General features: G+C 65.0%; 33 protein-coding genes, 1 other RNA gene and 1 pseudogene. 17 read left to right on the top strand and 18 right to left on the bottom strand.

Annotated elements, in window-relative coordinates:
* Positions 1-73: 73 nt before the first annotated feature.
* The 3 genes from BLQ49_RS28905 to ssrA all read right to left on the bottom strand — a co-directional run bounded on the left by BLQ49_RS28905 (position 74) and on the right by ssrA (position 1,757).
* A complete protein-coding gene (locus tag BLQ49_RS28905; RefSeq protein WP_143012237.1) occupies positions 74-286 on the bottom strand; it encodes a hypothetical protein in 213 nt (70 codons plus the stop codon).
* A gap of 41 nt (positions 287-327) precedes the next feature.
* On the bottom strand, positions 328-1,041 hold the full coding sequence (locus BLQ49_RS09600) for a hypothetical protein (protein ID WP_091715359.1): 714 nt from the start codon (positions 1,039-1,041) through the stop codon (positions 328-330).
* A 543-nt stretch (positions 1,042-1,584) separates the two neighbouring features.
* Positions 1,585-1,757: a transfer-messenger RNA gene (ssrA, locus tag BLQ49_RS30875) on the bottom strand.
* A 790-nt stretch (positions 1,758-2,547) separates the two neighbouring features.
* Here ssrA and BLQ49_RS09590 point away from each other — a divergent pair.
* The 6 genes from BLQ49_RS09590 (at position 2,548) to BLQ49_RS09560 (ending at position 10,995) form a co-directional block, all read left to right on the top strand.
* Positions 2,548-2,820, top strand: coding sequence for a hypothetical protein (locus BLQ49_RS09590; RefSeq protein WP_091715357.1), 273 nt, complete (start codon positions 2,548-2,550; stop codon positions 2,818-2,820).
* A gap of 1,286 nt (positions 2,821-4,106) precedes the next feature.
* Positions 4,107-5,240, top strand: coding sequence for an acyltransferase family protein (locus tag BLQ49_RS09585; RefSeq protein ID WP_091715355.1), 1,134 nt, complete (start codon positions 4,107-4,109; stop codon positions 5,238-5,240).
* Positions 5,241-5,443: 203 nt separating this feature from the next.
* Positions 5,444-5,641, top strand: coding sequence for a hypothetical protein (locus BLQ49_RS09580; RefSeq protein WP_091715354.1), 198 nt, complete (start codon positions 5,444-5,446; stop codon positions 5,639-5,641).
* A 643-nt stretch (positions 5,642-6,284) separates the two neighbouring features.
* Complete coding sequence (locus tag BLQ49_RS09575) at positions 6,285-6,938, top strand: response regulator (RefSeq protein WP_244507526.1); 654 nt, start codon at positions 6,285-6,287, stop codon at positions 6,936-6,938.
* Positions 6,939-7,036: 98 nt separating this feature from the next.
* A complete protein-coding gene (locus BLQ49_RS09570) occupies positions 7,037-8,704 on the top strand; it encodes an ATP-binding response regulator (RefSeq protein ID WP_244507525.1) in 1,668 nt (555 codons plus the stop codon).
* A 1,925-nt stretch (positions 8,705-10,629) separates the two neighbouring features.
* Positions 10,630-10,995, top strand: coding sequence for a c-type cytochrome (locus tag BLQ49_RS09560; RefSeq protein WP_091715348.1), 366 nt, complete (start codon positions 10,630-10,632; stop codon positions 10,993-10,995).
* A gap of 100 nt (positions 10,996-11,095) precedes the next feature.
* Here BLQ49_RS09560 and BLQ49_RS09555 read toward each other — a convergent pair whose 3' ends face one another.
* Positions 11,096-11,395 carry a hypothetical protein gene (locus tag BLQ49_RS09555; protein ID WP_091715347.1) on the bottom strand — a complete coding sequence of 100 codons (300 nt, stop codon included), beginning with the start codon at positions 11,393-11,395 and terminating at the stop codon, positions 11,096-11,098.
* On the opposite strand from BLQ49_RS09555, the gene BLQ49_RS09550 reads away from it, so the two are divergent.
* Positions 11,394-11,573 carry a hypothetical protein gene (locus BLQ49_RS09550; protein WP_091715345.1) on the top strand — a complete coding sequence of 60 codons (180 nt, stop codon included), beginning with the start codon at positions 11,394-11,396 and terminating at the stop codon, positions 11,571-11,573. The genes BLQ49_RS09555 and BLQ49_RS09550 overlap by 2 nt on opposite strands.
* Before the next feature lie 309 nt (positions 11,574-11,882).
* Here the strand turns inward: BLQ49_RS09550 and BLQ49_RS28900 are convergent, their stop codons facing one another.
* From BLQ49_RS28900 to BLQ49_RS30230, 4 genes and pseudogenes are all read right to left on the bottom strand, one after another.
* Entirely contained in the window at positions 11,883-12,197 is a 315-nt protein-coding gene (locus tag BLQ49_RS28900) for a hypothetical protein (protein ID WP_143012236.1), read from the bottom strand.
* A gap of 140 nt (positions 12,198-12,337) precedes the next feature.
* Positions 12,338-12,535, bottom strand: coding sequence for a hypothetical protein (locus tag BLQ49_RS28895; RefSeq protein ID WP_143012235.1), 198 nt, complete (start codon positions 12,533-12,535; stop codon positions 12,338-12,340).
* Between the two features lie 40 nt (positions 12,536-12,575).
* Positions 12,576-12,830: a hypothetical protein gene (locus BLQ49_RS09545; protein ID WP_091715700.1), complete on the bottom strand. Its 255-nt coding sequence runs from the start codon at positions 12,828-12,830 to the stop codon at positions 12,576-12,578.
* A gap of 369 nt (positions 12,831-13,199) precedes the next feature.
* Positions 13,200-13,362: pseudogene (locus BLQ49_RS30230) on the bottom strand (cupin domain-containing protein); the annotation flags it as partial.
* 287 nt (positions 13,363-13,649) lie between these two features.
* Here BLQ49_RS30230 and BLQ49_RS09535 point away from each other — a divergent pair.
* The 7 genes from BLQ49_RS09535 to BLQ49_RS09510 all read left to right on the top strand — a co-directional run bounded on the left by BLQ49_RS09535 (position 13,650) and on the right by BLQ49_RS09510 (position 16,292).
* A complete protein-coding gene (locus tag BLQ49_RS09535) occupies positions 13,650-13,859 on the top strand; it encodes a cold-shock protein (protein ID WP_091715344.1) in 210 nt (69 codons plus the stop codon).
* Between the two features lie 106 nt (positions 13,860-13,965).
* Positions 13,966-14,328 (top strand): DUF6481 family protein, encoded by a 363-nt coding sequence (locus tag BLQ49_RS09530; protein ID WP_091715342.1) that lies wholly within the window; start codon positions 13,966-13,968, stop codon positions 14,326-14,328.
* 41 nt (positions 14,329-14,369) lie between these two features.
* Positions 14,370-14,567 carry a hypothetical protein gene (locus tag BLQ49_RS09525; RefSeq protein WP_091715340.1) on the top strand — a complete coding sequence of 66 codons (198 nt, stop codon included), beginning with the start codon at positions 14,370-14,372 and terminating at the stop codon, positions 14,565-14,567.
* Positions 14,568-14,678: 111 nt separating this feature from the next.
* Entirely contained in the window at positions 14,679-14,963 is a 285-nt protein-coding gene (locus BLQ49_RS09520) for a hypothetical protein (RefSeq protein ID WP_244507524.1), read from the top strand.
* 124 nt (positions 14,964-15,087) lie between these two features.
* On the top strand, positions 15,088-15,306 hold the full coding sequence (locus BLQ49_RS09515; protein ID WP_091715339.1) for a hypothetical protein: 219 nt from the start codon (positions 15,088-15,090) through the stop codon (positions 15,304-15,306).
* 174 nt (positions 15,307-15,480) lie between these two features.
* Positions 15,481-15,636 carry a hypothetical protein gene (locus BLQ49_RS29640; protein ID WP_167627681.1) on the top strand — a complete coding sequence of 52 codons (156 nt, stop codon included), beginning with the start codon at positions 15,481-15,483 and terminating at the stop codon, positions 15,634-15,636.
* Between the two features lie 284 nt (positions 15,637-15,920).
* On the top strand, positions 15,921-16,292 hold the full coding sequence (locus tag BLQ49_RS09510; RefSeq protein ID WP_091715337.1) for a hypothetical protein: 372 nt from the start codon (positions 15,921-15,923) through the stop codon (positions 16,290-16,292).
* Positions 16,293-16,437: 145 nt separating this feature from the next.
* On the opposite strand, the gene BLQ49_RS29635 is transcribed toward BLQ49_RS09510, so the two are convergent.
* From BLQ49_RS29635 to BLQ49_RS09495, 4 genes are all read right to left on the bottom strand, one after another.
* A complete protein-coding gene (locus BLQ49_RS29635; RefSeq protein ID WP_167627680.1) occupies positions 16,438-16,581 on the bottom strand; it encodes a hypothetical protein in 144 nt (47 codons plus the stop codon).
* Between the two features lie 140 nt (positions 16,582-16,721).
* A complete protein-coding gene (locus tag BLQ49_RS09500; RefSeq protein ID WP_244507523.1) occupies positions 16,722-16,931 on the bottom strand; it encodes a hypothetical protein in 210 nt (69 codons plus the stop codon).
* Between the two features lie 66 nt (positions 16,932-16,997).
* Entirely contained in the window at positions 16,998-17,129 is a 132-nt protein-coding gene (locus BLQ49_RS30600; protein ID WP_280140959.1) for a hypothetical protein, read from the bottom strand.
* 42 nt (positions 17,130-17,171) lie between these two features.
* The gene (locus BLQ49_RS09495) at positions 17,172-17,450 is read right to left on the bottom strand and encodes a hypothetical protein (protein ID WP_091715332.1); all 279 of its coding nucleotides are present in this window, start codon (positions 17,448-17,450) and stop codon (positions 17,172-17,174) included.
* 298 nt (positions 17,451-17,748) lie between these two features.
* Here BLQ49_RS09495 and BLQ49_RS09490 point away from each other — a divergent pair, with 298 nt between their 5' ends.
* Together BLQ49_RS09490 and BLQ49_RS09485 are read left to right on the top strand one after the other, a co-directional pair.
* On the top strand, positions 17,749-18,057 hold the full coding sequence (locus BLQ49_RS09490; RefSeq protein WP_091715331.1) for a hypothetical protein: 309 nt from the start codon (positions 17,749-17,751) through the stop codon (positions 18,055-18,057).
* Positions 18,058-18,318: 261 nt separating this feature from the next.
* Positions 18,319-18,708, top strand: coding sequence for a heme utilization protein (locus tag BLQ49_RS09485; RefSeq protein WP_091715697.1), 390 nt, complete (start codon positions 18,319-18,321; stop codon positions 18,706-18,708).
* A gap of 460 nt (positions 18,709-19,168) precedes the next feature.
* Here BLQ49_RS09485 and BLQ49_RS09475 read toward each other — a convergent pair whose 3' ends face one another.
* Together BLQ49_RS09475 and BLQ49_RS30595 are read right to left on the bottom strand one after the other, a co-directional pair.
* The gene (locus tag BLQ49_RS09475; RefSeq protein WP_244507522.1) at positions 19,169-19,612 is read right to left on the bottom strand and encodes a DUF3280 domain-containing protein; all 444 of its coding nucleotides are present in this window, start codon (positions 19,610-19,612) and stop codon (positions 19,169-19,171) included.
* 242 nt (positions 19,613-19,854) lie between these two features.
* Positions 19,855-19,986 (bottom strand): hypothetical protein, encoded by a 132-nt coding sequence (locus BLQ49_RS30595; protein ID WP_280140958.1) that lies wholly within the window; start codon positions 19,984-19,986, stop codon positions 19,855-19,857.
* Positions 19,987-20,164: 178 nt separating this feature from the next.
* Between BLQ49_RS30595 and BLQ49_RS09465 the strand changes: the two genes are divergently transcribed.
* Positions 20,165-20,725: a sugar O-acetyltransferase gene (locus BLQ49_RS09465; RefSeq protein WP_091715328.1), complete on the top strand. Its 561-nt coding sequence runs from the start codon at positions 20,165-20,167 to the stop codon at positions 20,723-20,725.
* 8 nt (positions 20,726-20,733) lie between these two features.
* Here the strand turns inward: BLQ49_RS09465 and panB are convergent, their stop codons facing one another.
* From panB to BLQ49_RS09445, 4 genes are all read right to left on the bottom strand, one after another.
* Entirely contained in the window at positions 20,734-21,552 is an 819-nt protein-coding gene (gene panB, locus BLQ49_RS09460; RefSeq protein ID WP_091715326.1) for a 3-methyl-2-oxobutanoate hydroxymethyltransferase, read from the bottom strand.
* A 219-nt stretch (positions 21,553-21,771) separates the two neighbouring features.
* Positions 21,772-22,368 (bottom strand): rhodanese-like domain-containing protein, encoded by a 597-nt coding sequence (locus BLQ49_RS09455; RefSeq protein ID WP_244507521.1) that lies wholly within the window; start codon positions 22,366-22,368, stop codon positions 21,772-21,774.
* Between the two features lie 17 nt (positions 22,369-22,385).
* The gene (locus BLQ49_RS09450; RefSeq protein ID WP_091715325.1) at positions 22,386-23,213 is read right to left on the bottom strand and encodes a quinoprotein dehydrogenase-associated SoxYZ-like carrier; all 828 of its coding nucleotides are present in this window, start codon (positions 23,211-23,213) and stop codon (positions 22,386-22,388) included.
* 42 nt (positions 23,214-23,255) lie between these two features.
* Entirely contained in the window at positions 23,256-24,224 is a 969-nt protein-coding gene (locus BLQ49_RS09445; protein ID WP_091715323.1) for a quinoprotein relay system zinc metallohydrolase 2, read from the bottom strand.
* Between the last annotated feature and the right edge of the window lie 42 nt (positions 24,225-24,266).

The following is a 24,266-nucleotide window of genomic DNA, read 5'->3' as shown; positions in this document are numbered from 1 at the left end:
GAATATTTTTCTACCGATCGTCACCTTCATATCATCCTCAAGAAATCAAATCGCGATATGTCTTGCTTGATCGTCACAAATCCGTGCCAGCACAGATTCGATCGGGCAATTGGTAGACGATATCTCGATGGTTTCTACAATGAGGAACGGAAGTTGTTGTCTCGGCCGCGGAGTGATCGCGCAGGATCTCATCGCCGGGCCCGGCGCCAGGCCCGGCCTCGTTGCGGTCGAGACGGGCGACGAACTCTTGATGTGACGCGCCGTCTTGCGCCGCATCATCGGTCATTTCTGCAGAGCGCGTTCCCGTGACCTGTGCGGTCGCCGATATCAGTGTTGCGGCATGCGCCTGATCGAGTCGACATTCTCCGGCGAGAGATCCGCTTCGAGGGTTCCGTGCGGGTGCGGGGCGGAGGGCTTGGCATCGGCACGCGCCGCAACCGGGAGCGCCTTGTGGAGAACCGATCCGGTGGTGACGGGACTGGTCCGGTACGGCCAATCCTCCAGCTTGAGGGCTTTCGCCGGCTTCTGGTCACCGCAGCCGTCGCAGACCGATACCACCCAGGACTGCCAGAGCCCGGTGGTCTTCTCGTCTACCGATTCCGCGCGTTCGCGGTGCGCGGAAGCCAGGGCGACGGTATCCAGATCCGGTTGCTGCCTCGGCTCCCCCACGGTCGAGCGTGCATCGCGCCGGCCGCCGCGCGCGTCCAACTGGCCGTCGCGCCTTTCCGGCGGACCGGACGGGCGGATCCTCAGCGACAATGGATCGGCCGTCGCAGGTTCGGCGCGACACCCCACACAGACCTTGTCGACGATCGTGTCATTCGAGACCTGCTCCGGCGTCGGACGCTCGCCGGGCTTCACCGAGGCCGGGCTCGCATCACGGATCGGCGGCTTGGTCTTTTCGACCGTGACCGGGTCGGGCAGTGTCGCGGCCGGCGACGTGCCGCTATCAGTACCCATTTGATCCGTCTGCGCGAAGACCACGCCAAATGGCCATGCACTCAATAAGGAGGCGGCGATTATGGTTCGGATTGCTGTCATGGCTTACTCCATGACAGGTCAATCGCTCAGATATTATCTAGTTCAATACATAAATTCAGCGCGACCGCTCGGCGCGGCGCGGCATTGCTGTCTTGGCCGACCCATCTCACGCCGAAGGTGGGTATCCGGGCGGTCCCGCAGAATGACAATCCGCCTGCCTTAGGGCGTACGGCCTCGAAGGGCTTGCCAATTGTAGGCCGTTCACCGGGTGGGACGCTCATCACAAGACGCAATGCTGAGCGGGTCAGCTGGCGTGATGATGCCTTGAGCTCTCGCGAGCCCAGCATGGACCGGCTGCTCCGACCAAGCACCGCCCGTCATATCCGGATTTGGAATGGCGGGCCCCGGGGCCGAAGCCCCGGGTTCTGTTGCTAGGCGTGCCCACGCCCCGGAAGATTACGCCGCGAGGCGCATCTCCATGCCGACGTTGTCGTTGGCATTTAGAGTTTTGGTCAGGTGCTCGGAACGGGGGTTGCCCGCGCTGAGCCGGTCGAGTCCTTACCGAAAGCCGCATCTTACCCTGCCGAAGCAGGACAGAACTCGCGATCCCTTTACCGCCCAGTCGAACCTGTTTCACCCCCACGAGAAGCATCCTGGCAGCGCGCTGTCCGCAACGCCGGACGCTCGCCCTCGCCCCCGTGCGGTATCCGGGGCAGGATGCTTCTGGTGGAGGCGCCGGGTACCGCCCCCGGGTCCTGAAGCGTTATTATGAACCGGTCATCAACCTCGCGCGCATCTTACCCCGAACGACGCCTCCGGGTCCAGGGCCGATTCACGCCTTGACCGCTCGATCACGCCGGACGGTCCTGCCGATGACCGGGTCTTGGAGGCGCGCAGGCCATTCACCGGCAAGAGGCTGACCCTGCCGATCGGTCGCCGAGGCCCCTCTGCCGGGGCGGACCGCCTCCGCGACTTCGTCGAGGCTTTCGGGCACTCCGCAAGCCCCGTCGGGAGACGACAGCTACGTCGAACCCGATCTCAGCGGGCCGACTCTTCTCGCCCTCTCTCCGGGGTCAGGCCAGCTAACCTGCGGTCAGCACCAGCATCGTCAGGTCATATACCCGACGGCAAGCCCGCGTATCTCTCGACCGGGACCGCGGCTTTCCGCAACGCATTGTTCTGATCCCGACAGCCCGGGTAACTCTGGCTGGCCTTCCGTCGCCGAGGAGGCCACGGCGACGATCGAGTTCGCCCGCGTCATGCCGATCCTGCTCGCGGGCCGCCACATCGTGCTCACCATCAACGCCAGCGGCAAGCTCGGGCAGGTGGCGCGCTCCAGCGCGTGCCCACCGAGCCGTGGCCGCGGCTTCCCTTGAGATCGGCGGCTACAGGCTGGCGCGCTCGATCGACACGATCGTGCCGCAAGTGACGGACCCGAAGGCGTAAGGCTCGAAACGCCTGCGTCAGACGGCTTTCGAATGCGCCGCTCATCATTTTCTACTGAACTACAGAAGTACAAACCGCGTTGGTCTCAGATCCCGAACCGGGACGATCGAGGAAACGCTCATGAATATGAAGATTTGCGGTCTCGCTGCAGCGCTGGCTGTTGCTCTGACCGGTGCGGCTTACGCGCAAACGGCCGCGGGTGGCGGAAGCGCGACGGGCAATATGAACAATCCCGGGAGCGTGAAGAGCAACAGCGAGAAGATGAACGAACGGACCACCGGTTCGACGACCGGCGCGCCCACCGGGGCTGCGGGTGCAGCGACCGTGCCGGGCACCGGCACCACGCGTCCCGGCGTCGGCCCGGGCGGCGCCACATCCGCGCCGGCGCGCTGAGCCTTCCGCATCGATCCTTCCTCGCGCCTGAAGTCCCCGGACAAGGGATGCGAGGTGGCTCCGATCGACGCGACCGGACAGGGCCCTCAAAGTCTCGCAACGGCTACTCAGGCCGCCCGGCTCACCGGCGCGGGTTCTTCATGGCCCGGGCTTTGCCATAAGCGCCGGCTCGTCAACGAGACCGCGAGCCAACTTGCGGCGCGCTCCTGACGGGGTGCGCCGCATCTTTGATGGCTGCGTGCGGAACCGGGGGCAGATGGCGAAGGCGGAGCAGATCAGCCGCCTCCACCACCACTTCCACCCGCCCCTGGACCACCGAGATTGCCATCCTTGTTGGGCGTGTTCCAATGGATGATGCCGTCATCCGGAGGCCGCAGCGGCGGCAGTCGCGGGTTGCCGAATTGCAGCGGGTCGATCGGCGCACGAGGAGCATTCCTGCGGGGCTGCCCATGCCGTGCGACAGCCGCAGCGCCTACGCTGCCCGCAAGCGCCACGACGAGCCCTCCGATCAGCGCGGTTCTCAAGATCATCGTGCGTCGTGCAGAATGCTCCGCCTGGCAGCGAGGCTACATGCCATCCCGAGAGGATACCCAAGGGTCCGTCTTGAGCAACCCGCTCGACCGCGCGGGGCTAAGCCGGGAGCAGGAGACCAAGCGTCCGCACCTCACCGAGCCAGCTTCGCCGGACGCACTGACGGAGCCGCGCCGGACGCGAAGGCGGCAACCAAGCCCGCCAGAGCGCGCATATCGGCCGGCTGGCACGGCGGGCCCACATCCGGCGTGCAGGCGTCGTGGCAGGCGCAGGCGGCGAGGGTTCATCACGCATTGCCTTAGCCCGGCCTGCACGAGAGAGAACCGTGGCGCCCCCCGGCGCATCGCGTGTTGGATCGGCGATCTTGTACCCGACGGTGTCGGCGGACGGTTCGGTTGGGCCACAACGAGGCCAAGGATCTCCGGTCGCCGCATGACGGCGCTTACCGGGTCGAATCACGGTCCGGTCTTAGCGAGGTGTCGAAGGCGGGCGAGGCTGCCGGGCGCACGCTTTGGCATCAACGCTTTGTCGTCGCCATGTCGTCCGCATTCGAGGCCGGCCGGTAGGCGTGCCATTCCCCCTTCTCGTCGACCCGCCCCTTGCGGCCCCGGCGGTCGTTGGCCTGGGCGAGCACGGACGATGTTGTCGGCTGCGAGGAGGGGCGCAACGGGTGACGCCCAACAGAAGCCGAATTGTCCCCGTCAATCACAGCCCAACTTAATATCTCTTCAATAACAGTTCGGCATCACAGGAAGATGACGTTCTTAAGTGCGAATTTCTCAATCCTTTGCATGCCTCAAGTAAGATTAGCTCCAAAATCCCAGCGCTATGATCTTCTCGACGGATTGCGAGGCGTCGCCTCGATCATCGTGCTCTGGCTGCACATCGTCTGCGTATGCAAGGTCTACATCATTCCCCGGCACGCATTTTTGGCGGTCGACTTCTTCTTTTGTCTATCCGGTTTCGTCATTGCACATGCTTACATGAGCCGGCCCGAAGAAGACCGTCATGTGTGGCCCTTCCTGTGCCGTCGTGCAGCCCGGCTGATGCCCCTTGCCGTCTTCGGAGCACTGATCGGGGGGTGTTTTCTGCTCCTACGGTGTTTCGTCATTGGCGATGTCAGCACCGCCGCGGCGATTACGGCGACACTGCTCAACGCCCTGCTGCTACCAACCGGCAATCTGCTGCCGGTTTACTCTGAGGCGTTTGGCGTTGATCCGCCTCTGTGGTCGCTGCTGCAAGAAATGCTTGTCAGCATCGCTTTTGCGTTAGGCTTGGCCCGTTTACGCAAGCCGGGTCTTGTTAGCCTGATCTGCGTAGCGGCCTACGTCAGCGCCGAAGTCGCGCATGCCGCACTCTCCCTCGATTTCGGCGGGATGCAGGTTGGGGTTTGGTGTGGCTCGATCCGCGTCGTGTACCCGTTCGCGTGCGGCGTGCTGATCCAGCGCTTGCCGATCATCGCCAACCGTCGCGGCTATCTCACAATCCCGATCTTAGCCGGGCTCCTGCTACTTCCGCTTCATGACGTCAACATCCAGCTTTTTTCGGTGTTTATACTATTCCCGCTGATCATCTATATCGCCGCTGGCACTCAGATAAATCCACGTCTCTCGGGAATTTGTCGGGCTCTCGGCGCGATCAGTTATCCTATATATGTGGTCAACTACCCCGTCATCCGCTTCACCGCCATGATATCCGATCAATGGAGCATAAAATCTCCGGCCTTGATCGCGACGGTCGCAGCTCTGTCCTCGCTCGCCGTCGCCCTTGTGGCCATGCATCTATTCGAGCCCTTGATCCGTCGTTGGTTTCGCTCAGTTAGCGGTACAATCTTCTATTATCGCAAGTATCAGAATGCGTCGGAAACGATACACCTTATCACGCGGTGATAGATGGATCGCTCGAGATGGGCGCGCATCCCCGTCTGCCGGTTCGCGGCGAAGGGGCGTAGCCGATCGAAGCTGTGAGCTGCGGGGATGGCGGGGGCAAATTTGGTGCTGGCCGACACAGGTTGTTGTGCCGGACAAGCCATTAACACCGCGAGCCTTTTCACGGTGCAAGATGCGGGCATGTTTCATCACGCGAGCCCGCCATGCACTTCGAGATCCGCTCAACCGGTCGGCACCTGTGGACCTGGGCTCTCCTCGACGCGACGCAGATGACGGTTCTGGAATCGGACCGGTCCTTCCCATCGGCGGCGCAGGCTTCCGCCGCGGCTCTGGCCTTCGCCAAGCTCGTCACCCGCGCCGGCCGAACGCTGACGTCCGGTCCAGCCAGCGGGCTGATCTGAGCCAACGGGCCCAGGTCCAGGCGGCGAACCCGTCCGGAGCCGTTGTTTTGGCGCGCGCCCTGGCGGCGAACCGCCGTCCAGTTCAGCGGAGAGCGCCCTGAGCGGACGCCCCCGGTACCGACCGAGCGCACAAGATATCCCTGCTCCAGAGCATTGCCCGGAAGTCGGGTTCAGGATCAAAGGCGATACAGAGCCTCGCGCATCTCAACAAAACGTGGCTTACGCACACAGCGTGTACGTACGCGACCTTATTGCGAGAATATCGGCTGATAAATTGGGCACGCTCGATCTTTGGCTCAAGTCCCGCCCGAGCGTTTGCGCCCAGGTGAGTTTTATCACCGTGTCGCGACAGGGAACCGGATCGGTCGCGCGACGGGCGGATTTCCGCCGCTTTACCGCGGCGGCACCAATCCACCGCACGATCAGGTCGCGCCCTCTACCATGCGTCGGCACGGATTTCCGGCAAGCGATGCTGCGCCTCGGCAAACAGCGGACACCACGGCGCTTCGGATCGGGACGAGCCATCAGATCCCCTCGATTCGATTCCGTCGGGCAGAGCCACCGTCCATCGTGATCCGGCGGGCACGCATCGACCAATCGTTGGTATCCTAGCGGATCGAAAGCGCGGCGTTGACCAGTCCAGATGGACTGGTCAACGCCGCGTGACGGCACCTATGCGATTGCTTTAGGTATGTTTGGCATGGCGCCCGAAGCGATACTCATCATCGACGACCATGCCCTGTTTCGATCAGGGATCGTATCGATGCTGTCTACGGCATTCGACACCATTCCGATATTTGATAGCCCGTCCTTGCACGACGCTCTCACCCTCGTCGCAGTCGTCCCGACCATCATCCTCCTCGACATCCAGCTGCCCGGAATCAGCGGCCTGGAAGGGATGGGCCTCCTGCGGCAACGCTGGCCGGCCGCCAGGATCGTCATTGTCTCTGCCCTGGATCTGCCGAATACGGTCGATACGGCAGTCGCTCAAGGCGCTTGCGCGTTCCTGTCCAAAGCAGATCGGCCCGATCGGATGATGACAGTGTTGCGCGAGATTCTGCACCAATCCGCGGTTGCCCCGCCGGTTGGCACTATTCTCTGGCCGTCTCTAACACCGAGGCAAGCCGAGGTGCTCAGCCTCGTCGGGCGGGGATTGTCCAACAAGATGATCGGGCGCCGGCTGGGACTATCGGAACATACGGTTCGCGGTCATGTGCAAGGCTTGCTCGCAGCGCTCGGCGTCACCCGGCGCTCGGAGGCCGTCTTCAAGGCGCAGCAGCTCGGCCTGATCCGGTGAACCCACCCCAGGATCATTGGATCGCAGCCGAAGAGTTACGACTTGTTCTAGACGGTGTCGCACAGTCGGTCGCGGTCGGCTTCCTCGTATCGACCCTGATGCTCGTCGTGCTCTGGACGCTGGCGCCTCACGGCATCCTGCTGACTTGGTACGTCGCGTTCCTCACCGAGCGGGTCGCGGCGGCGCTCTACGCGAGGCGCGCGCGGCACGTCGTGAGCCAGCCCGATCGCGCTCGCCAGGTCGAGCGCGTCGTCTTTCTGAGCAAGATTCTGGAAGGCACGATCTTAGGCTCGCTGATCTGTATCGCGCTCCCGCTGCAGGTGCCTGCGGTCAGCATCCTGACGATGTCACTGCTTGGTGCGACCTGCAGTAACGGCGTTTCGCTCCTCGCACCGCGGCGCCATCTGTATCTCGCGCTCGTCATCCCCGTCGCCCTTCTGGCGGCCGGGACCCTTTGGTCATTGGGGGGGGCACCCTACCGCGCCCTCGCAATCTGCTCGCTCCTGTTTGTGGCCGGGCAGTATGGTCAGGTCGTGCTCGCCAGCCGCCAGGTCCGAGAATCGATCGAACTCCGCTTTGAAAATATGGCCCTCGTCGAACAACTGCGCGGCGAGACCGATGCGGCCCATCGCGCGCGTCTCGATGCGGAGCACGCCAACACAGCGAAATCGCAGTTCCTCGCGGCGGCCAGTCACGATCTGCGCCAGCCTGTTCATGCCCTGGGCTTGTTCCTGCAGGCCCTGAGCCAGACGGATCTCGGCACCCCGCAGCGCCGGATCCTCCAGAACGCGCAGGCCGCGAATATCGCCTCGACCGACATGCTCAACACGCTGCTGGATTTCTCCCGCCTCGAAGCCGGGGTGGTAAAGCCCTCCCCACGGGCGTTCGAGCTCCAGCCACTGCTGGACAAGATCGAGGCCGATCTCGCTCATCTTGCCGACGCCAAGAGCCTGATCTACCGGACACTTCCGACGGATCTGGCGATCGTCTCCGATGCCGCGCTGCTGGAACTGGTGCTCCGCAATCTGGTGCTCAACGCCATCCGGTACACCGATCGCGGCGGCCTGCTCATCGGCTGCCGTCGCCGGGGCCCCGAAGTGTCGATCGAAGTCTACGACACGGGGATCGGCATCCCCGAAGACAGGCAGGACGACATCTTCCGCGAATTCTACCAGCTCGGGAATCCTGAGCGCGACCGTCATAAGGGCCTCGGCCTCGGACTGGCCATCGCGCGGGGGATCGCGACTTCCCTGGGTCACACCCTATCCCTCTCATCCAAGGCGGGCACCGGCAGCGTGTTCCGTATCCTCCTTCCAAGGGCGCTTGAGGTCGTGTCCGACGAAGCCCCTTCGCCGAACATTCCGGAGGAGAGCGATCTGTCCGGCGCTCGTATTCTGATCATCGATGACGATGCCATCGTGCGGGACGCGATGGTGGCGCTTCTGACCGGCTGGGGATGCGTGAGCTGGGCCTTCGAGCGGCCCGACGAGGCGATACAGGCCCTGTCCCGCGAGTCAGCACCCGATGCGCTGATCTGCGATTACCGGTTGCGCGAGGGCCAAACGGGCGCCGACGCCATCGCCTTGCTCAGGCGGCATTGGGATCAGGCCATCCCGGCGATTCTCATCACCGGTGACACCGCGCCCGCACGTTTGCGCGAAGCCGCGGATAGTGAAATCCCCCTTCTCCACAAACCGGTTCGACCCGATATCCTCAGACAATCCCTTCTGGAGCTTGCTTCCCACCTTTGCGTCTGCTCGAATTGAGTTTTTATGTTTTTACCAATCGGTTTAGGCGCGTGAAATCTGCTGGTCTCGCGCCGTGAATATCAGACTCCGTGTCATCGTGGTGGGTCGGGCCACACCAGATTGCAGCCTATGCCGAGCAGGCGCCCGTGCTGCAGACAGCCACGCATACGGGGCGTTCGATGCATGATGGCCTGGATCCATGATCGGTGAACCGCTGCAGCGGGTCGGATTCGGAACGGCCGCCTGCAGTGGACTAACGGCGTTCCACCCTCAAGCGGCAGAAGCGTCGAAGCGGACAGTGCTCAGCGCCCACGGCGATCCCCGGCGGGCACTGGACGTGCGCACCGTAGCCGGATCCTGGCGGCTACGGCTCAGGATAGAGGGCGCTCCGAGGCGGGTAACTGGCCAGATAACGGGCACGCTCCCACAGATCGATGCCGTGACCGTTGAGCAGCGTCGCCGCGACGGCTTTCGCTTCGTCATCGGTTCGGGCCTGGATCGTATGACTGTCCTTGACGCGTCCATCGGGGCTGAGGCGGAACACCCGATATAGAGGTGTTCCGGGACCGGGCTCATCGATACTGGTTGGTGAACCTGACACGCGAAGATCGATCCAGTACTGACGGGACTCTAACCCGGATCGCCGTCTTGGATTGTGGACGCCTGCGCCAGCGGATCGAGGGGGTGAAGAGACACTGGCGCAGGCGTCATCGGCGCGTGCCGACGGGATCGGTTTTGCACAATCTGGTTGGCACCGCAGCAGGAAAAAACACGTAGATATGGATATTGGCCAAAAATGCGTTCACCTTTTCGTCAGTTGTATTATGCCCCTATAAGCACTTGATTGGAATCTGGATCCGATGCGTCGAGTAAAATTACAATTCCTATAGAGAAGTCGAGGAACCTTCCGGCTGTAGAATTCCGAAACAGCCTGACCTAGGGGATCATGATGGTAATGCGTCCGGAGCGGGATCCTGGTCCTGGCTGAGGCTCGGCCCGCGGGCGCAGCTCCGGCGGATCGAGCCGGCCGAGCGGGCAGCGCTCTACGCCGAGTTCACCGTAGAAGGCCTGCTGCGGGCCGACAGCGCGTCCCGGGCCAAGCTCTACGCCTCCTTCGCTTAGAACGGGATCATGGACCGCGATGAGATCGGCGCGAAGGGAAACCTCGACCGCCGCAGCGGCGACGCGGCCAAGCTCACGGTGCAGGCGAACGTGCTGCCGATCGACGATCTCGGCACGGTGGCGGTGATGCCGCGCGAACAGCAGGAGGTGGGCCGACCGGCCGCGGCCCTTTTGACACCAAAGCGCTGTTCTGCACCCGCGACAGCGCACACGAGACACTCAAGACGTTCGATCCGAACCAGCATCCGCGGGATGCGACCGGCCGCGCGTGCTTCAAAGGGAACGGTCACGCGCGGCGGCAAGACGCGAGCGACAGGAACTGCGGGGCGTCGTTGTCACGCACACGATCCGCGAGCAGACCCACCAGGCGGCGCTAATCGCCCACGCTGCACACGGTCTGGAAGGTCGGGGCAGGGGTGGCGCGGCCCGCTGATGCCGCGTGCCCGATCTCGCGATCGCCCTTGGGCTCGACGTCCGAAACGGTCGACAGGTCCGCGCCGGCCCGAAGGTTAACCGATCCGCCGATCCCGTTCAGGAAACCCGACTTCAGGAGAGGAATCCTGCATGGACACCGTCATCGTCCCCTTCGAACTGAATGTGCGGATTAAGTCGGCGGCCGACGCGTCTACCTCCTGTGAACGCAACCACCTCAGCCCCGCCGGCCGCCGCCGCGCGGGGCCTTTTCGTTCGCACTTCGACCGGGCGGCCTTCGTCGGACCGCCGCGATCCGGATTAAGTCGAAGGCCCCAACGTCTAATCCCCCAATATGCCGAGCGTTTGGAATCGTTCGGCATAGGAAGATGGATTTGGGGAGGGGTTCTGTGCGGTCATTGGTTTTTGGTGTCATCGTCGCTGCTCTGGTTCCGTTCTCGACGCAGGCCCAGGAGGCTGGCGACGCGGCAGCCGGCGAGAAGGCGTTCGCCCCGTGCAAGGCTTGCCACAACTTCCAGAAGAATGGCGTCGGCCCGGACCTGAAGGGCGTCGTCGGGCGCAAGGCCGGCACCTACGAGGGCTACAACTACTCGGCCGCGCTGAAGAACTCGGGCATCACCTGGGACGAGGCCAACCTGCACGAGTGGCTGAAGAACCCGAAGGCGAAGGTGCCCGGCAACAAGATGATCTTCCAGGGCTACTCGGACGACAAGAAGATCAACGACGTGATCGCCTACCTCAAGACGCAGTCATAGCCTTCGGCTTGTCGAGCGGAACCCCGATGCGTAGCGGCCCACCGCTGGGAGATCGGCCCCGCCCCGCCCGGTGAAGAGATCGGGGCGAGGCCGAGCAGCCTTACCGGCCGAGCGAGGGGCCGCCGGCCGTGCCTCCCGTCCCGGGCGGGCCGCTGGTGGGCGTGCCGCCGATGTTGACGCTTGGCGTCGTGCCCGGGATCGGCGAGTTGCTCGGGTTGGCCTCGTTGCCCCGGGTGATCGGACTGGGGCCGAGATCCATGGCACCCGGGCCCGCGCCGCCAGTTGTCGCTGGCGGCGCGACGCCGGTGTTTCCCGCGCCGCCAGTCACGACTTGCGCCGACGCCGGCTCGGCGAGGATGAGGGTCAGGGCCCCTGCGAGCGCCACGAGAGAGCGAGTCATGAAATCATCCGTGCGATTGTTGCGGCACGGGAACGGCTGGAACCTGGTGAAGTTCAGACGACAGGCCAACTTCGAGGCCGCCGGTCTCGTCGTGACGGTCGGCATCGCCACGCGAGGCTTTATTCGCACGGTCCCAGCCCGGGACACGCGGCGCCGGGCCATCGGCACCCGCCGCTAACCGACACCGTTCATCCTGCCTCACAGCCACGTTGCGTATCGGCTCGGCTCACACGCTGGTGAGATCGGACGCCCCCCGCCCCGTGAGCAGATCGGGGCGGGGCTGAGCGGACTCTGAGAGCCGTGCCCGATCGCGTTTCAATCGCTCACGGTTCTCAGCCGGTGTTTGCACGCGCGCTCTTGCGCCGAACCAACGTCCACTTCGGCTGAGAGCGCTCCGGCGCAGTGTCCCTTATCGTCGGATCAGCTCGCCAGGTGCGGCTTCCCCAACCGGGACGCAATGTCTTGTCAGCCCCTGGAGGCGATCTTCTCAATTGGCCTTCTCGTGATGCCGCAGGTATGGACCTACCAGCTCTGCACCATAATCGTAGTTTTTCAGGTCTAAAACTTCCTCGATAAATCGAAGTTTCTTCAGTGTGCCGGTCATATCGCTTTTGGGGATACGACGGGTAAAATATGCATCGACCTCAACCAAATCATCGTCGAAGCATCGTGCCGGCCTAATTTCCCGCAGAAACAGCCCGTAGCCGAACAGGTGTTTGACAGCTCCGTCGCTGAAGATGAAGCGGTCGCCTTGCCTCTCAATGTGCCCACCATGCAGCACGATTGCATGATCTAAAAGCATACCGACTCAATTCCCATGTGAAGGTCGAAATCTAATTTCTGCATAAGATAATCTAATGCTTCGTAATACACAATAACTGCAGCGGCTTCTCACATCCATCGATCGATCTGCTGTACCGATATAGCACATCTAGGGCACGCCTATAATCGCCGGCGACCGAGCGGTAAAGCATCGTGATTCTCGAGAAACCGTTTATGCGCCCGCCATCCCGTCGTGGCAAACTTCTCGGCAAAGCGGGCCTTAACCTGCTCGAATACGGTCGCAATTAGGTGGCGATCCGCCTCATTAAGCGTCGCGTGCCGCTTCATCGTGATGATCAGCTTGTTGAGCCAAGCCAAGGCCTGCTCGTGCAGGGCTTGGCCCTGTACCGGGTATGCCTCAGCCCCCCTGCAAGCTCTCGGCGAAGTCATCCGGGATCTCGCCCCACTGGCCGAGGATCGTCACCCCCTCCAGCTCGCCGGTCTCGTCGTCGGCCACCACTTTCAGCGCCGCCGCGCCCGGCATCCGCTTGGCCAGGTTCTCGGCCTTCTTCAGCGCGCCGCTCTCGGTCTGTGCCGGCTCCTGCCGCGCCGGACGCAGCCGCTTCCGGTGCAGCTCGAACGGCTGCACCACATAGCTGGTCTTCATCGCCATGCCGCCGCCCACGCCCGCGTGCCATCCACCGTCACGGTGGTGAACGCGCGAAACAGCACCGGCCGGCCTGCGGCATCGCGCACGCCCACGCACCACATGGTCCAATTCTGGAAACCGCCTCCTGTCAGCGACTCAGCGCCATCCGATCCGCGTGCTGTCGAACTTCGCGGGTGCCGAACAGCCGTCACCGCTTCAAATCGGACATGGCCCCCGGGCAGGGGCGCCTGATGTCGCTCGGTTACGTGTGAGGCCACGGACAAGGTTGGTTGACGCGCCGTCCAGCGCCTGGGCGACATCCCCGGCGACCGGCCAGCGATCGACTGCGAGACCTGCCGCCGCCACGGCAGCTCTCGCCTGGATGGGGTGACGGCCCGGCGCGACCTCCTCGATCGAACCACGCGCGCTGAAGCCATCCGTGTCCGAACGTGCCGATCGGCGTTTGGCCAAGCGGTAGCGTGAGCTGCGCCGTCCGCGCGCCTGGCTCGAAGGTAACGCTCGCCATTGCGACACGGGCAGGATCAGGTGCGGGGGAAGCCGGTTCGGCGCGTTGCCACAGCTGGTCACGGGCGTGCCCGAGGCGATCGCGCGAGATAAATAATTTCCGCGTACATCGGCAAGAATTAAACAATTTTTCTGCGCAGTTGTCATTGCCCAGCCGATAGCGTACAGATGATCCATCGACTTTTGGCCAGACATTCGGCCGTATCGCCTCAACAGGGCGAGCGCTCTGCATCTCTCCCATTTTCGACGATCAGCGACCGGGCGCGTACGATTCGTGCGCCCGGCCAAATTGTTTGCCTAACGTGATATGGATTACTGATGACCATCGGCACCGTTAAATGGTTCAACGACACCAAGGGCTTCGGCTTCATCCAGCCGGATGATGGCGGCAAGGACGTGTTCGTCCACATCTCCGCCGTGGAGCGCGCCGGCATGCAGGGCCTGAGCGAGGGCCAGAAGGTTTCCTACGAAATGGAGACCGACCGCCGGAGCGGCAAACAGTCGGCCGGCAGCCTTCAGGCCGCCTGAGCAGCGCGCGTCCGCCTGTGACGCGCTTCGAAGCCGTTCCCATCGCGGAGCGGCTTTTTTGATTTCACGCTCCGGAGCTGAACTCCGGTGCGCTTCAGGAGAGTCCGTGAACCCGTTCAAAAGCAACCAACTCGTTGATCGTCTCGAAGCGACGGCCAAAGCGCGGCAGGCCACACTGGCCCGCTTCCGGGCGCGCCCCGCAGCGGATGATCCGGCCGTCCTCGCCCGCCAGGCGGTGCGGCATGCGGTCATTCAGGCGCGGGAGGTGCGATCGACCGAACGGGAAGCAGCGCGTCTCGCCGCGCAGGCCGAGCGCGAGGCGGAGATCCTGGCGGCAGAGGCCGACGCCGCCGCCGAGCGCGTCCGCCAGGCGGCGGAGAAGACGGAGCGACAGGCTGCCCTCGCGGCCGAGCAGAAAGCCGCGCGCGACGCACGGTTTGCGGCCCGAAAGGCGCGGGCCCGCCGGTAAGCCGGTCCCAGCCAGCAAACGCCATCACCCGGAGGAAGCCCATGTCCCACAAGTTCAAGATTGGCCAGCAGGTCCGGCAGCTGGGCGTCAGCTATGCTGGCGGAAAGAGTATCGTCGACGGCCTCTTCGAGGTCATTCGCCTGACACCGGACGACCGTTCCGGCGAGCCGACGTATCGAATCCGGTCCGCGGGCGGTGAGCGTGCCGTGCGGGAAGGCGAACTCACGCGCGCGTCGTGACCGGTTTTGGCAGACCGAGCCTTCTGACGGGGAGACGACGCCCCGCACCGTGCCTCCGCCAAGGTTTGCTGGCCGCGCGGAGATGCGACGGGCAGCGTGCAATTCAGGCTGTTGAAGCTCGCGATGATGAACACGCCCTCTCATTCGGCTGAAGCGGCGATGATCGAACCCAATCAGACCGCCTACATCCTCAAGGTGACGCGGCCTGACGAGGCGGAACTGTCCGGGCAGTTGGTGATGTTCTACGTCGCGATCACCACATCCGAGACCGAAGCGCTGGCCATCGTGCGCCGGGCGGTCAAGGAGGACGCGACCGTCGAGCCGACGGGTGTCCGCCTTTCTCAGCAGACGGCCAGCGCCCTCGATCTGGAGGCCGGTCTCGCGCGGGCGCTCTGACCCAACCGCGATGGGCGGCGAAGCGCCGAGGGACGTCGTGGCGCAAACTGTTCTCACGGTCGAGCTGGACCTCCGGACGGGGCATCGCGTTGTGAGAGGAGGCGGTGAACGGAGGAGGTCAGGTTTGAACATCGATCGCCTTGCGGAGACCGAGCGTGCCCTGACCGTTACGGATCGCCTCTGGCGCGCCGAGATGCGGCGTGTTTTTGGACCGGATGCGGTTCTGCTCCACGGCTTCGGCATCGAGCGTCAGGGTGAGCCCGGCTCGCGGCTGCGCACGACCTTCGAGGCGAGACGGAGCGCGATCACGGCTTGGCGGCATGTGAGACGACCGGCCGCGTGAACCGAGCGTACGGACAAGCCTCGCCGTCAACAGCCGGCAGTTTTTCCGGGGGCCTGCCGTCCGGTCGAACAATAAGAAGAATCAGCAGTAGTCATTTCATCCCAGAAGGCGCATAGCCTCGTATTCCCTCCGCGCAATTCCGTGCCCTGGGCGAAGAAGCGGAGAGCAGCAGACATGGCGCGTGAATTTACGACCGGCAAAGCACAGGCGGTCACGCCCGAGGACTTCAACGAGCGCGTGAAGCGCCTCCTGGCCAGCAAACCTGAACCGCTCCCCCCCGAGCCGAAGACCAGAAACTTCAAGACCAGCAGGCCACCGCAGAAGGCCTGAATACCCATGCCGAGGGGCGTCTGCTGCTTCGCGGGCGTCGACCGGTCCTGGGCAGCCTCGGTTGCGGCGCGAGCGCTCGGCGATGCGTCCTGTCAGCACGTCTTCGGCATCACTCCGGGCGAGTCCCCAGCGCAATGCGACGGGCATCGCCGTTTTCGCGCGGGCAGGCCGATGATGAGCGACACACGCATCCACTGCGGTGCGCGGGGCGTGGCTTAAAGAGCATCGGGATCGCTATCGAGTCCGCCAAGTGTCGTTCGACGCTACCCAGTCAGGAGATTCCGATGCCCCTCATCCGATGGCTGATCTCCAAGACACTTCAAACTTTCCTCGGAAGCGCGCACGCGCGCAGGTCTCGTGCGGTCGCCCAGCAGAGGGAGGATGGAACGTTCGAGGGCGCGTCGGCCACCGAGGCCCGGAATTTCGAAGATCGCTATGCCGCCGCTGTGCGACTCCTCAGAACACGGATCGATCAAGAGTTTCCCGATGCCTACTATGCGCGGCTGAGCTCGGGACGAAACAGTTCTTATGATTACGGACAGGACCGTGCGCTTGCCATCGATACCATGTCGATCGCCATTGCCTTGGCCTTGAGAAATGGTGCCACCGTTCAACAGGCCGCCAACGCCGGCGCAGCAAGCATCGCACTCCGATGACACGGCGCCCGCAGCAGAGGTCGGCGCAGCGTCCTCGATGAGAGTCGCGTACATCAGCGCAGAGGTTCGGTGAGATCGCCGAAACGCGTCAGGGCCTGAGACCGCCACCGCGCGATTCCAAATAGGTCCGTGCCGTGGCGGAACGTTATCGCGCCGTCGATCCTGCCATCGTGCGTGTCCGCTCGATCATCGAAAGGAGCACCGTGTGGAAGGCGCGCTGCTCCGGCGAGCTGATGCCCGCCTGATCGTCGCGCGTGAGCTCGGCGCGTAGCGTGTCGAGGACCGCCATCCGTCGGTCTGCGCCGTCCTCGCGCAGGATGCATTGAATCAGGATGTCTTGCGCTGTGCGGAGATCGTCCCGGTCCGCCCGGCTGACGAGCGCCCGAAGGTCATCCGGGCACGCCTTACCTTCCGTCATGCTCAAGTCCATCAGTGGCCGCGCGGCAGAGGCATCTTGGGCATCAGGTCCTCGACCCGCAGCTTCAACCGGGTCGCCCGGATCGCCTCCACGGTCCGCCGTGGAACATCCCGGGCAATGCCCTCCGCTTCAAGATCCGTAAGTCGATCGATCAGCAGCCCCCGCTCCTGAAGGCCGGGATGCTGCGACAGGCGGAGGATTACGGTGATCAGCTTGCGCATCACCGGGCACATCCGCGGGCGGCTAGGCTCTATCATCGCGACCGATCGTGGCGCTCACGCATCGCCTCAGCCTCGCCCGCTGGTCTTCATGGCGGTCGCAACCGTGCCCTTGCTGGAGGGTGCCGCCGCGTTGGTCTTGGGCACGGGCTTCTTCGGCTTCTTGGTCTCGCGATTCCCGCGCTTCTTTTCCGTCGCCATGGTCTCGCTCCTGGATATGCTGTGAAGCCGAACAGGGTCGTCTCACGACCCCGTCGTCGGCCGGTCCGCGAGCAACCGAATCGACGTCGCGACCGGATGTCCAAACGCGCCGAACACGGCCACGAGGCGGTTGCTCGCCCAGAGTTCAGCGCGATCCCCCGCGGCCAGACCCGCCGCCTGCCGCTGGGCATCGGTGTCATCGCGGGCCGTGATGATCCGGGACGCGATCACGACACCGCTCCCGGCGAACCGATGCACCTGATAGGCGCGGCGCGCGTGCCGTGAGCGGGTGTTGATGGGAAACTTGAGGCGGTCAGCCATCCGCGCCTGTCCGTTGCAGGCGGGGGCACGAACCCTCAGCCACCGGAGCCTGGATCAACCGATCCGGTGGTGTCGACACACTGCGCCTTTCGAGCGGACAAAGATAGCCTGCCCGGTTCGGCGCGCTCCCGCGCTCCGATGACGCCCCAAGACCGTGTCGGCTTGGTCGCGGCATTGCCGCATCGAAAAGCGATGCGACCGCATTGATAGCAGCCTGTGCACCCGCTGCCACAGCCACCATAGTGGCCGCGCCGTACCCATCCGCGGGACCGCGTGACCGAGGCAGGATAGACATCGCATGCCGATCAACCGCACATTGATCTACGCCAGTTCAAACGGCGATTGCTGGTACCTTTGTAAGGACGAAGAGGCGGCCGTGTTCGTCTCGCACGAGCCCAACGAGCCCTCGGGCGGGACGGCATCCCGCATCGATCTCTCAGTCTTCCTCGCCGCAGGAACGAGCGCACCGGAACATCGCGCGTTGCTCACGATGATCGCGACTCTGGTCGAGCCTGTGCGGACCGATGCGTCAGCACGCGCCGTCAGCCCGGAGCCGGGCGCCGCTGGCGCAGAACCGTCACCGGGCGAGGTCGCCACAACCGTCTGAACGCTTCTGCGGCCGTGTGTATCGCCTCGCCCGGTGAACCGGCCCTGGGAAGACATTGACGCCGACCGATAAGAAGAACTCGTCGTCGTTGGTAGCTTCGGCTCGCCTTGGCCCTTCGATCGACCCCGGCGATACCCCCTGGCCGCATCGTGCCTACCCGTCGACAATGCGAGCAAGAGTCTCGCGCCGGAAACCAAATCACCGAGCCCGTCGTTGCGCGGGTGCGTGGTCAGATCTGACGACGATCGAATGGAGTCGTCTGTGACCCGAACCCTTGCCCTGATCATCGCCACCGGCCTCTCGGCCGGCGCGCTCTCTCCAGCTGAGGCTGCGATGAAGACGGTGCGCGTGCCGAACCAGTACGATGGCTCCTGGACCATCGTGGCCACGACCAACGAGGGACCTTGCTCGGCGAGCACGCGCTATCACGTCGAGATCAAGGACAGTGACGCATCGATTCCCGGTGAGGAGTTCGACGTTGATGGCGGGGTATCGCCGGGCGGCGCCGTGCAGGCTACGATCACTCAGGGCGCGAACCGGGTGCCGATCGCCGGCAGCCTGAACGCCGACGGCAGCGGTCGCGGCACATGGCGCACATCCGGGGGGCTCGTCGCGTGCAGCGGCAGCTGGAGTGCCAAGCGGGCAAGCTGAAGCGTTCCTTCGCCCGATTGGATTGCGGGCTGACGGGGCCCGGTGCCGTTCCGCGCGGCCAGGGCCCAGTACGCCACGCAGCCCGAGACGAAGGCGGACATAGGAGCACGACACAGCATTGCTCCGTGCCCCCTCGCGGATGGCCCTGTCAGCGCCTACATGGTTTCGATGATCACCTTCACACCGAACCCTCACACGCTGCGCGTGGCGCCCGCCGTCAAGGAGCCGGGCCGGTTCGGATGGTCGATTACGCGCGACGGCGTCATCGTGCGCCAGTCGGTTCGCTCCTTTGGGTCAGAAGGCGCGTCTGAGGCGAATGGTGACGTGGCCCTCCGCGAGATTACGGCCCGGTGGCAGAGCGAACGCTGATCCCGCCGGCTGAGCCCACGCGCCTACCGAGGCGTGCCTCTGCTTACCTCGTCCATGCCAGGAGACGGCAACCTGTCCTTCACGAGGCACCTCAGCCGTGGTCGCATGAGGTGTCGTTGTCGCCTCGGATGTCGACGCTGTAGGCGCGCCCAGGCGTATCAGATCGAAGGTCTTTCACGTCGATGTTGAGGATGAGGCTGGAAACCTTCTGAATCTCTCCGATGATCGCCACGTCCGCACCGAGCCTACGGGCGACATCATTTGCGCAACCGCCGCAGGCTCGAAGATCCGCCTTGGCGACATCGGCCTTCACAGGGTTTGTCGAGACGATCTCGTAGTGACCGGTATCGTTCAGCTGCTCGCGGAGCAGGTCGCTGATCGGGCCGAGGCGCAGCACATCGGCTTCTGTAGGGCCTTGGGCTCCCAGATTGGCGCGCTGACAGTTGAAGACGGCAGCCTTCGGCAGCTCGGCACAGGCGCACTGCATGATCAGTGGCATGCCGCATTGCCGGAGATCGTGGATGTGCAGATCCACGATCCCGAGAAACGCGCAGGCCCGGGTGAACGCCGCCGAGATCGGTGGAGTAGGGGGGTGATCCGCGCGTCGCTGCGCGGCATGGCCGCGATGAACGCCAGCGCTTTGGGCGGCAGCTCGCACCACACGTCGTTGCCGACCTTGTCGCCCGAGTTCTTCATGTCACGCACCAGCACGCGGCTGTGTTGCGCGTCGAGGTCGACCCAGGTGATGCGGACGATCTCCTCCTGGCGGCGCGTGGACTACAGGCCGAGCCCGGCCCGCGTCCTGCGGATCAGGCGGACGCGCTGGCCGCGGTCCCGCGCCTCGGCCCTCGTGGCGAAATCCTCGACATCGGCCGGGTCGGCCGGCAGCGCGCGAGGCTCGCTCTTCACCCGTGTTGCTCCTTCTCACCGAGAAAAACGGGGCGGGCCCGCCCGCCAGCGGAATGTCCGTATGATCATCAACGGTCACTCTCGATGCCACCGCTATCGGCATGGCCTTCGACAGACCGAGGTCATCGTCCGGGCCCAGAATCGGCATCCTTCCACCCGGCACCGCAGGAGAACCCGCATGACAGCCAAGACCGAAAAGCAAAAGATGCTGTCCGGCGAGCCCTACCGCCCCGGCGACCCGGAACTCGCAGCCGATGCGCGGCGCGCCCGCGCCTGGATGGTCCGCTACAACGCCACCCTGGCGGCCTCCCCCGACGAACGGCGCGTGCTCCTGCGCGAGCTCCTTGGCCATGTCGGCGCGGACGCGGTGATCCGGCCGCCGTTCTTCTGCGATTACGGGCAGCACATCGCGGTCGGCGACGGGGTGTTCCTAAACTTCAACTGCGTGATCCTCGACGTCGCCCCCGTGTCGATCGGCGCTCTCACGCAGGTCGGCCCCGGGGTGCAGTTCCTGACCGCCGACCATCCGCGCGATCCGGAGCTGCGGCGCGCGGGCGTGGAATCCGGCCGGCCGATCACCGTGGGGGCGAATGTCTGGATCGGCGGCGGCGCGCTGATCCTGCCCGGCGTGACGGTGGGTGACGACGCCATCATCGGCGCGGGCGCGGTCGTCACCCGCGACGTGCCGGCGGGCGCAACCGTCGTCGGCAATCCGGCCCGGCCGCTGCCGCGGGGCTGAGGGCGGGCCTATCCGTAGGTGTGGTCTTCGGCCGGGAAGCGCCCGGCCCGGACCTCGTCCGCGTAGGCCTTCACGGCCTCCTCGATATGGCTCCGCAGGCTGCCGAACTGGCGCACGAATTTCGGCGTGCGCTCGGACAGGCCGAGCATGTCCTCCAGGACCAGGATCTGCCCGTCGCAGACCGCCGAGGCGCCGATGCCGATCGTGGCCGCGCTCACCCGCGGCGAGGTCGCGATCGCCCGGGCCACCGGCTCGACGATGCCCTCCAGCACGATCGCGAAGGCCCCGGCCTCGGAGATCGCCCGGGCGTCCTCCAGCAGGCGGCGCTCGTCGTCGGGGGCGCGGCCCTGCACCTTGAAGCCGCCCATCGTGTTCACCGCCTGCGGGGTCAGCCCGATATGGCCCATCACCGGCACGCCGCGCTGGACGAGGAACGCCACCGTCTCGGCGAAATGCGCCCCGCCCTCCATCTTGATCGCGCCGGCGCCGGACTCCTTGAGCACCCGGGCGGCATTGAGGAAGGCCTGCTCCTTGCTCGCCTCGTAGGAGCCGAACGGCATGTCGACCACGACGAGGGCCTTCTGCGTGCCCCGGATCACCGCCTGCGCCTGCAGGATCATCATCTCCAGGGTGACGGGAATCGTCGATTCCATCCCGTGCATCACCATGCCGAGGGAATCGCCCACGAGGATGAAGTCGCAATAGGGATCGACGATGCCGGCCGTATGGGCGTGGTAGGCGGTGAGCGCGATGATCTTGCGCCCCTCGGCCTTGCGCTTGCCGATATCGATCGCCCGGAGGCGGCGCGACTGCACGACCTGCGACATGGTTCAGATCCCTTTCGGCTCGGGCGTTTCCCCTCCCCCTTGTGGGGAGGGGCTAGGGGCGGGGGTGGTGCAGGTGGCACCGCAACGCTCGATCCTGCACCACCCCCACCTCCAACTCCTCCCCGCAAGGGAGAGGAGAGAGCACGGGCCGGTTATTGGATATCTTCAAGCCCCACATGCGCGTGGGGCGATCCCTCTTACACCGCCCGGCGCCGCGGGTCAGCGCCCCGCCTGCGGCTCGGATGCGGCCTTCCAGGCCGGATCGACGCGCAGGTTCACGGTCTCATGCTTGTCCTGCCAGCCCTCGACGCCCTCGGGGAACCAGCGCACGCCGGTATAGCCCTTCCGAACGAGGCGCTTGGCGGCGTTCCAGCTGCCCCAGCACTCCACGTGGCAGAAGACCACCACGGGCTTGGCCCTGTCGCCCCCCGTCAGCTCGGCGACGCGGTCAGGGAACAGGGCCTCGCGCTCCGGCGCCAGGGGTTCGGCTCCGGCCTCCGGCATCCAGACCGCCCCGGGGATCGAGGGATGGACCGGAAGCCAGAGGCGGCCCGCCGGAAAGTTCGACGGCTTGCGGTCCGGGGCCGCCACGTCGATCAGCACCGGCTTGTCCGGCTCCGCCATCAGGCCTGCGAGGGCGTCGGCGTCGATCACCGTCGCGCCCTTGAGGGTCGACGGTGTGTAGCCGTGCGGCGGTCCCGCGTAGAGCCCCTCCGGCTCCGGGACATTGATCGGCGAATCGGCCGGGGCGGCGGCGAGGCAGCCCAGTGCCGCCAGCGCCGCCGCGATCCGCACGAACATGCGGGCCTGGGTCATGCGTCCGTCACCCCGTCTCAGTTCGTCGGGCTCGGCGGGGTGAAGCTGTGCTGCCAGTGGCCGCCCTGGTTGTCGGAGGCCGCGACCTGGATCGGCTTGCCATCCGGCTTGAACGCGAAGTTGATCACCGGATTGGACGAAATCGAGATGTCGCCCGTCAGGGTAAAGACCTTCTGGTCGCCCGCCGAGACGGTCAGCTTGTCGATGTAGCGCGCCGGCGTGTAGTCGCGGGTCACCTGGTTCATCTGCATGCCGGAAAAGTTCGGGTGGCGCACCATCAGCGTCGCCTCCACGGGCTTGCCGGCGCCCGTCTCGGCGAACTTCATGCGCATGTCGCCCATGCCCTTCATGGCCTCCTCATCGCTCATGCCCATCGGGGCCGAGCAACCGCCCGAGGCCTTCACGAACTGCTTGGCCTCGTAGAGCTTGCCGTCCTGCGTCTCCACCACGGCGTGCATGTCGGTGTAGTTGTTGACCCGCACGCGCAGCTTCAGCTCCGCCGGGTCGGCGGCCGGGCCGAACTCGAACCTGGCTGCGTAGGGCGCCGGGTTGTCGTCGATGATCAGCGAGACCGCCTTGATCTGCCCGTCATTGGGCATGGTCAGGGTGATCGGCACCAGGGCGGCGTCGAGCGCCCGGACCGGCGCGTCGATCTTCACGAGGCTGTCGGTCTGCGCGATCTGCCGGTCGCCGAAGATCGACTTGGCGATCTCCTGCCAGCGGGCGGCCCGCTCCTGATCGGTGTCGGAGGCGCCCGCGGCCCAGGCTGCGGGAGCGAGCACCGTTGTCGCCAGAGCGAGGCCGAGAGCGAGGCTGGAGAGTGTCTGTCCGATCCTGTGAGTCATGGCGTGCCTCCCGATTGCTTCGGATATGGGGACTTCAAAAAATTATTCCCACTCGAGTTCCTGATAGGCCACGGTGACGTTGCGGCCATTGTAGGTGTCGAATAGGGCCCACTTGTCCCGCTGGTCCCGGGCGACGATGTCGACCGCCTTCTCGATCGAGACATCCTTGGCGATCGCCGCGCGGGTGCCGTCGCGCAGCGCCGTCAGGTAGCCGGTCAGGTCGGCGAGCGCCGGGGCGAGGTCCACCGAGACCGGCCCGTGGCCCGGCACGGCGCGGCTGGGTCCCATGGCCTTCAGCCGCTCGGCCTCCTTGAGCCAGCCCTTGAGGCTGCCGTCGAGGGACGGGATCCGGGTCACGAACAGCAGGTCCGCCGGGAACAGCAGGCCGCTGCCGGAATCGATCATCGACAGGTCCGAGGTGGTGTGGGCCGGTCCGTGCGCCGTGAAGGTCAGGCGGCGGTCGCCGAGATCGACCTCGGCCGTGTCGGCGACGCTCAGAGTCGGGTAGACCACCGGTCCGGTGCGGTCCTCGCCGAGAAGATCGATCAGGCGCTTGCGGTAGAACTCGCCGCGCGCCGAGAGCGCCTCGGTGAGCTTGGCATGGCCGATGAAGACCGGTTTGTCCTGCACGAAGGCGCCCGCCCCGAAGACGTGGTCCGGATGGACATGGGTCAGGACCACATGGGTGATCGGCTTGGTCGTGCGCTTGACGATCTCGGCGCGCAGCCACTGGCCGTCGGCCAGGCTGCCGCCGGATTCGGTTACCAGCACACCCTTCTGACCGACGATGAAACCGATATTGGCGATGGCGTCGGCGTTCTCGGGCGTGGCGTCGGCGATCAGGCCCTTGCGGACGAAGATGCCGGGGCCGACCTCTTCCATCGTGAAGGATTCGGCGGCGCGGCCGAGGGTCGGCAGGCAGCACAGGCAGAGGCCACCGAACAGGGCGCCGCGCCGCGATAGCGTGCGGATGCCCGGAAACGCCCGCGGGTGGACGGCGGGGGCCGTCATGCCAAATCCTCCTGTTTTTCTTGTCTACCATTAGGTAGGTAG

The organism is Methylobacterium phyllostachyos, from assembly GCF_900103445.1.
Classification (GTDB): domain Bacteria; phylum Pseudomonadota; class Alphaproteobacteria; order Rhizobiales; family Beijerinckiaceae; genus Methylobacterium; species Methylobacterium phyllostachyos.
The sequence above is the reverse complement of the archived record's forward strand: the minus strand, read 5'-3'. Positions and strand labels throughout refer to the sequence as shown.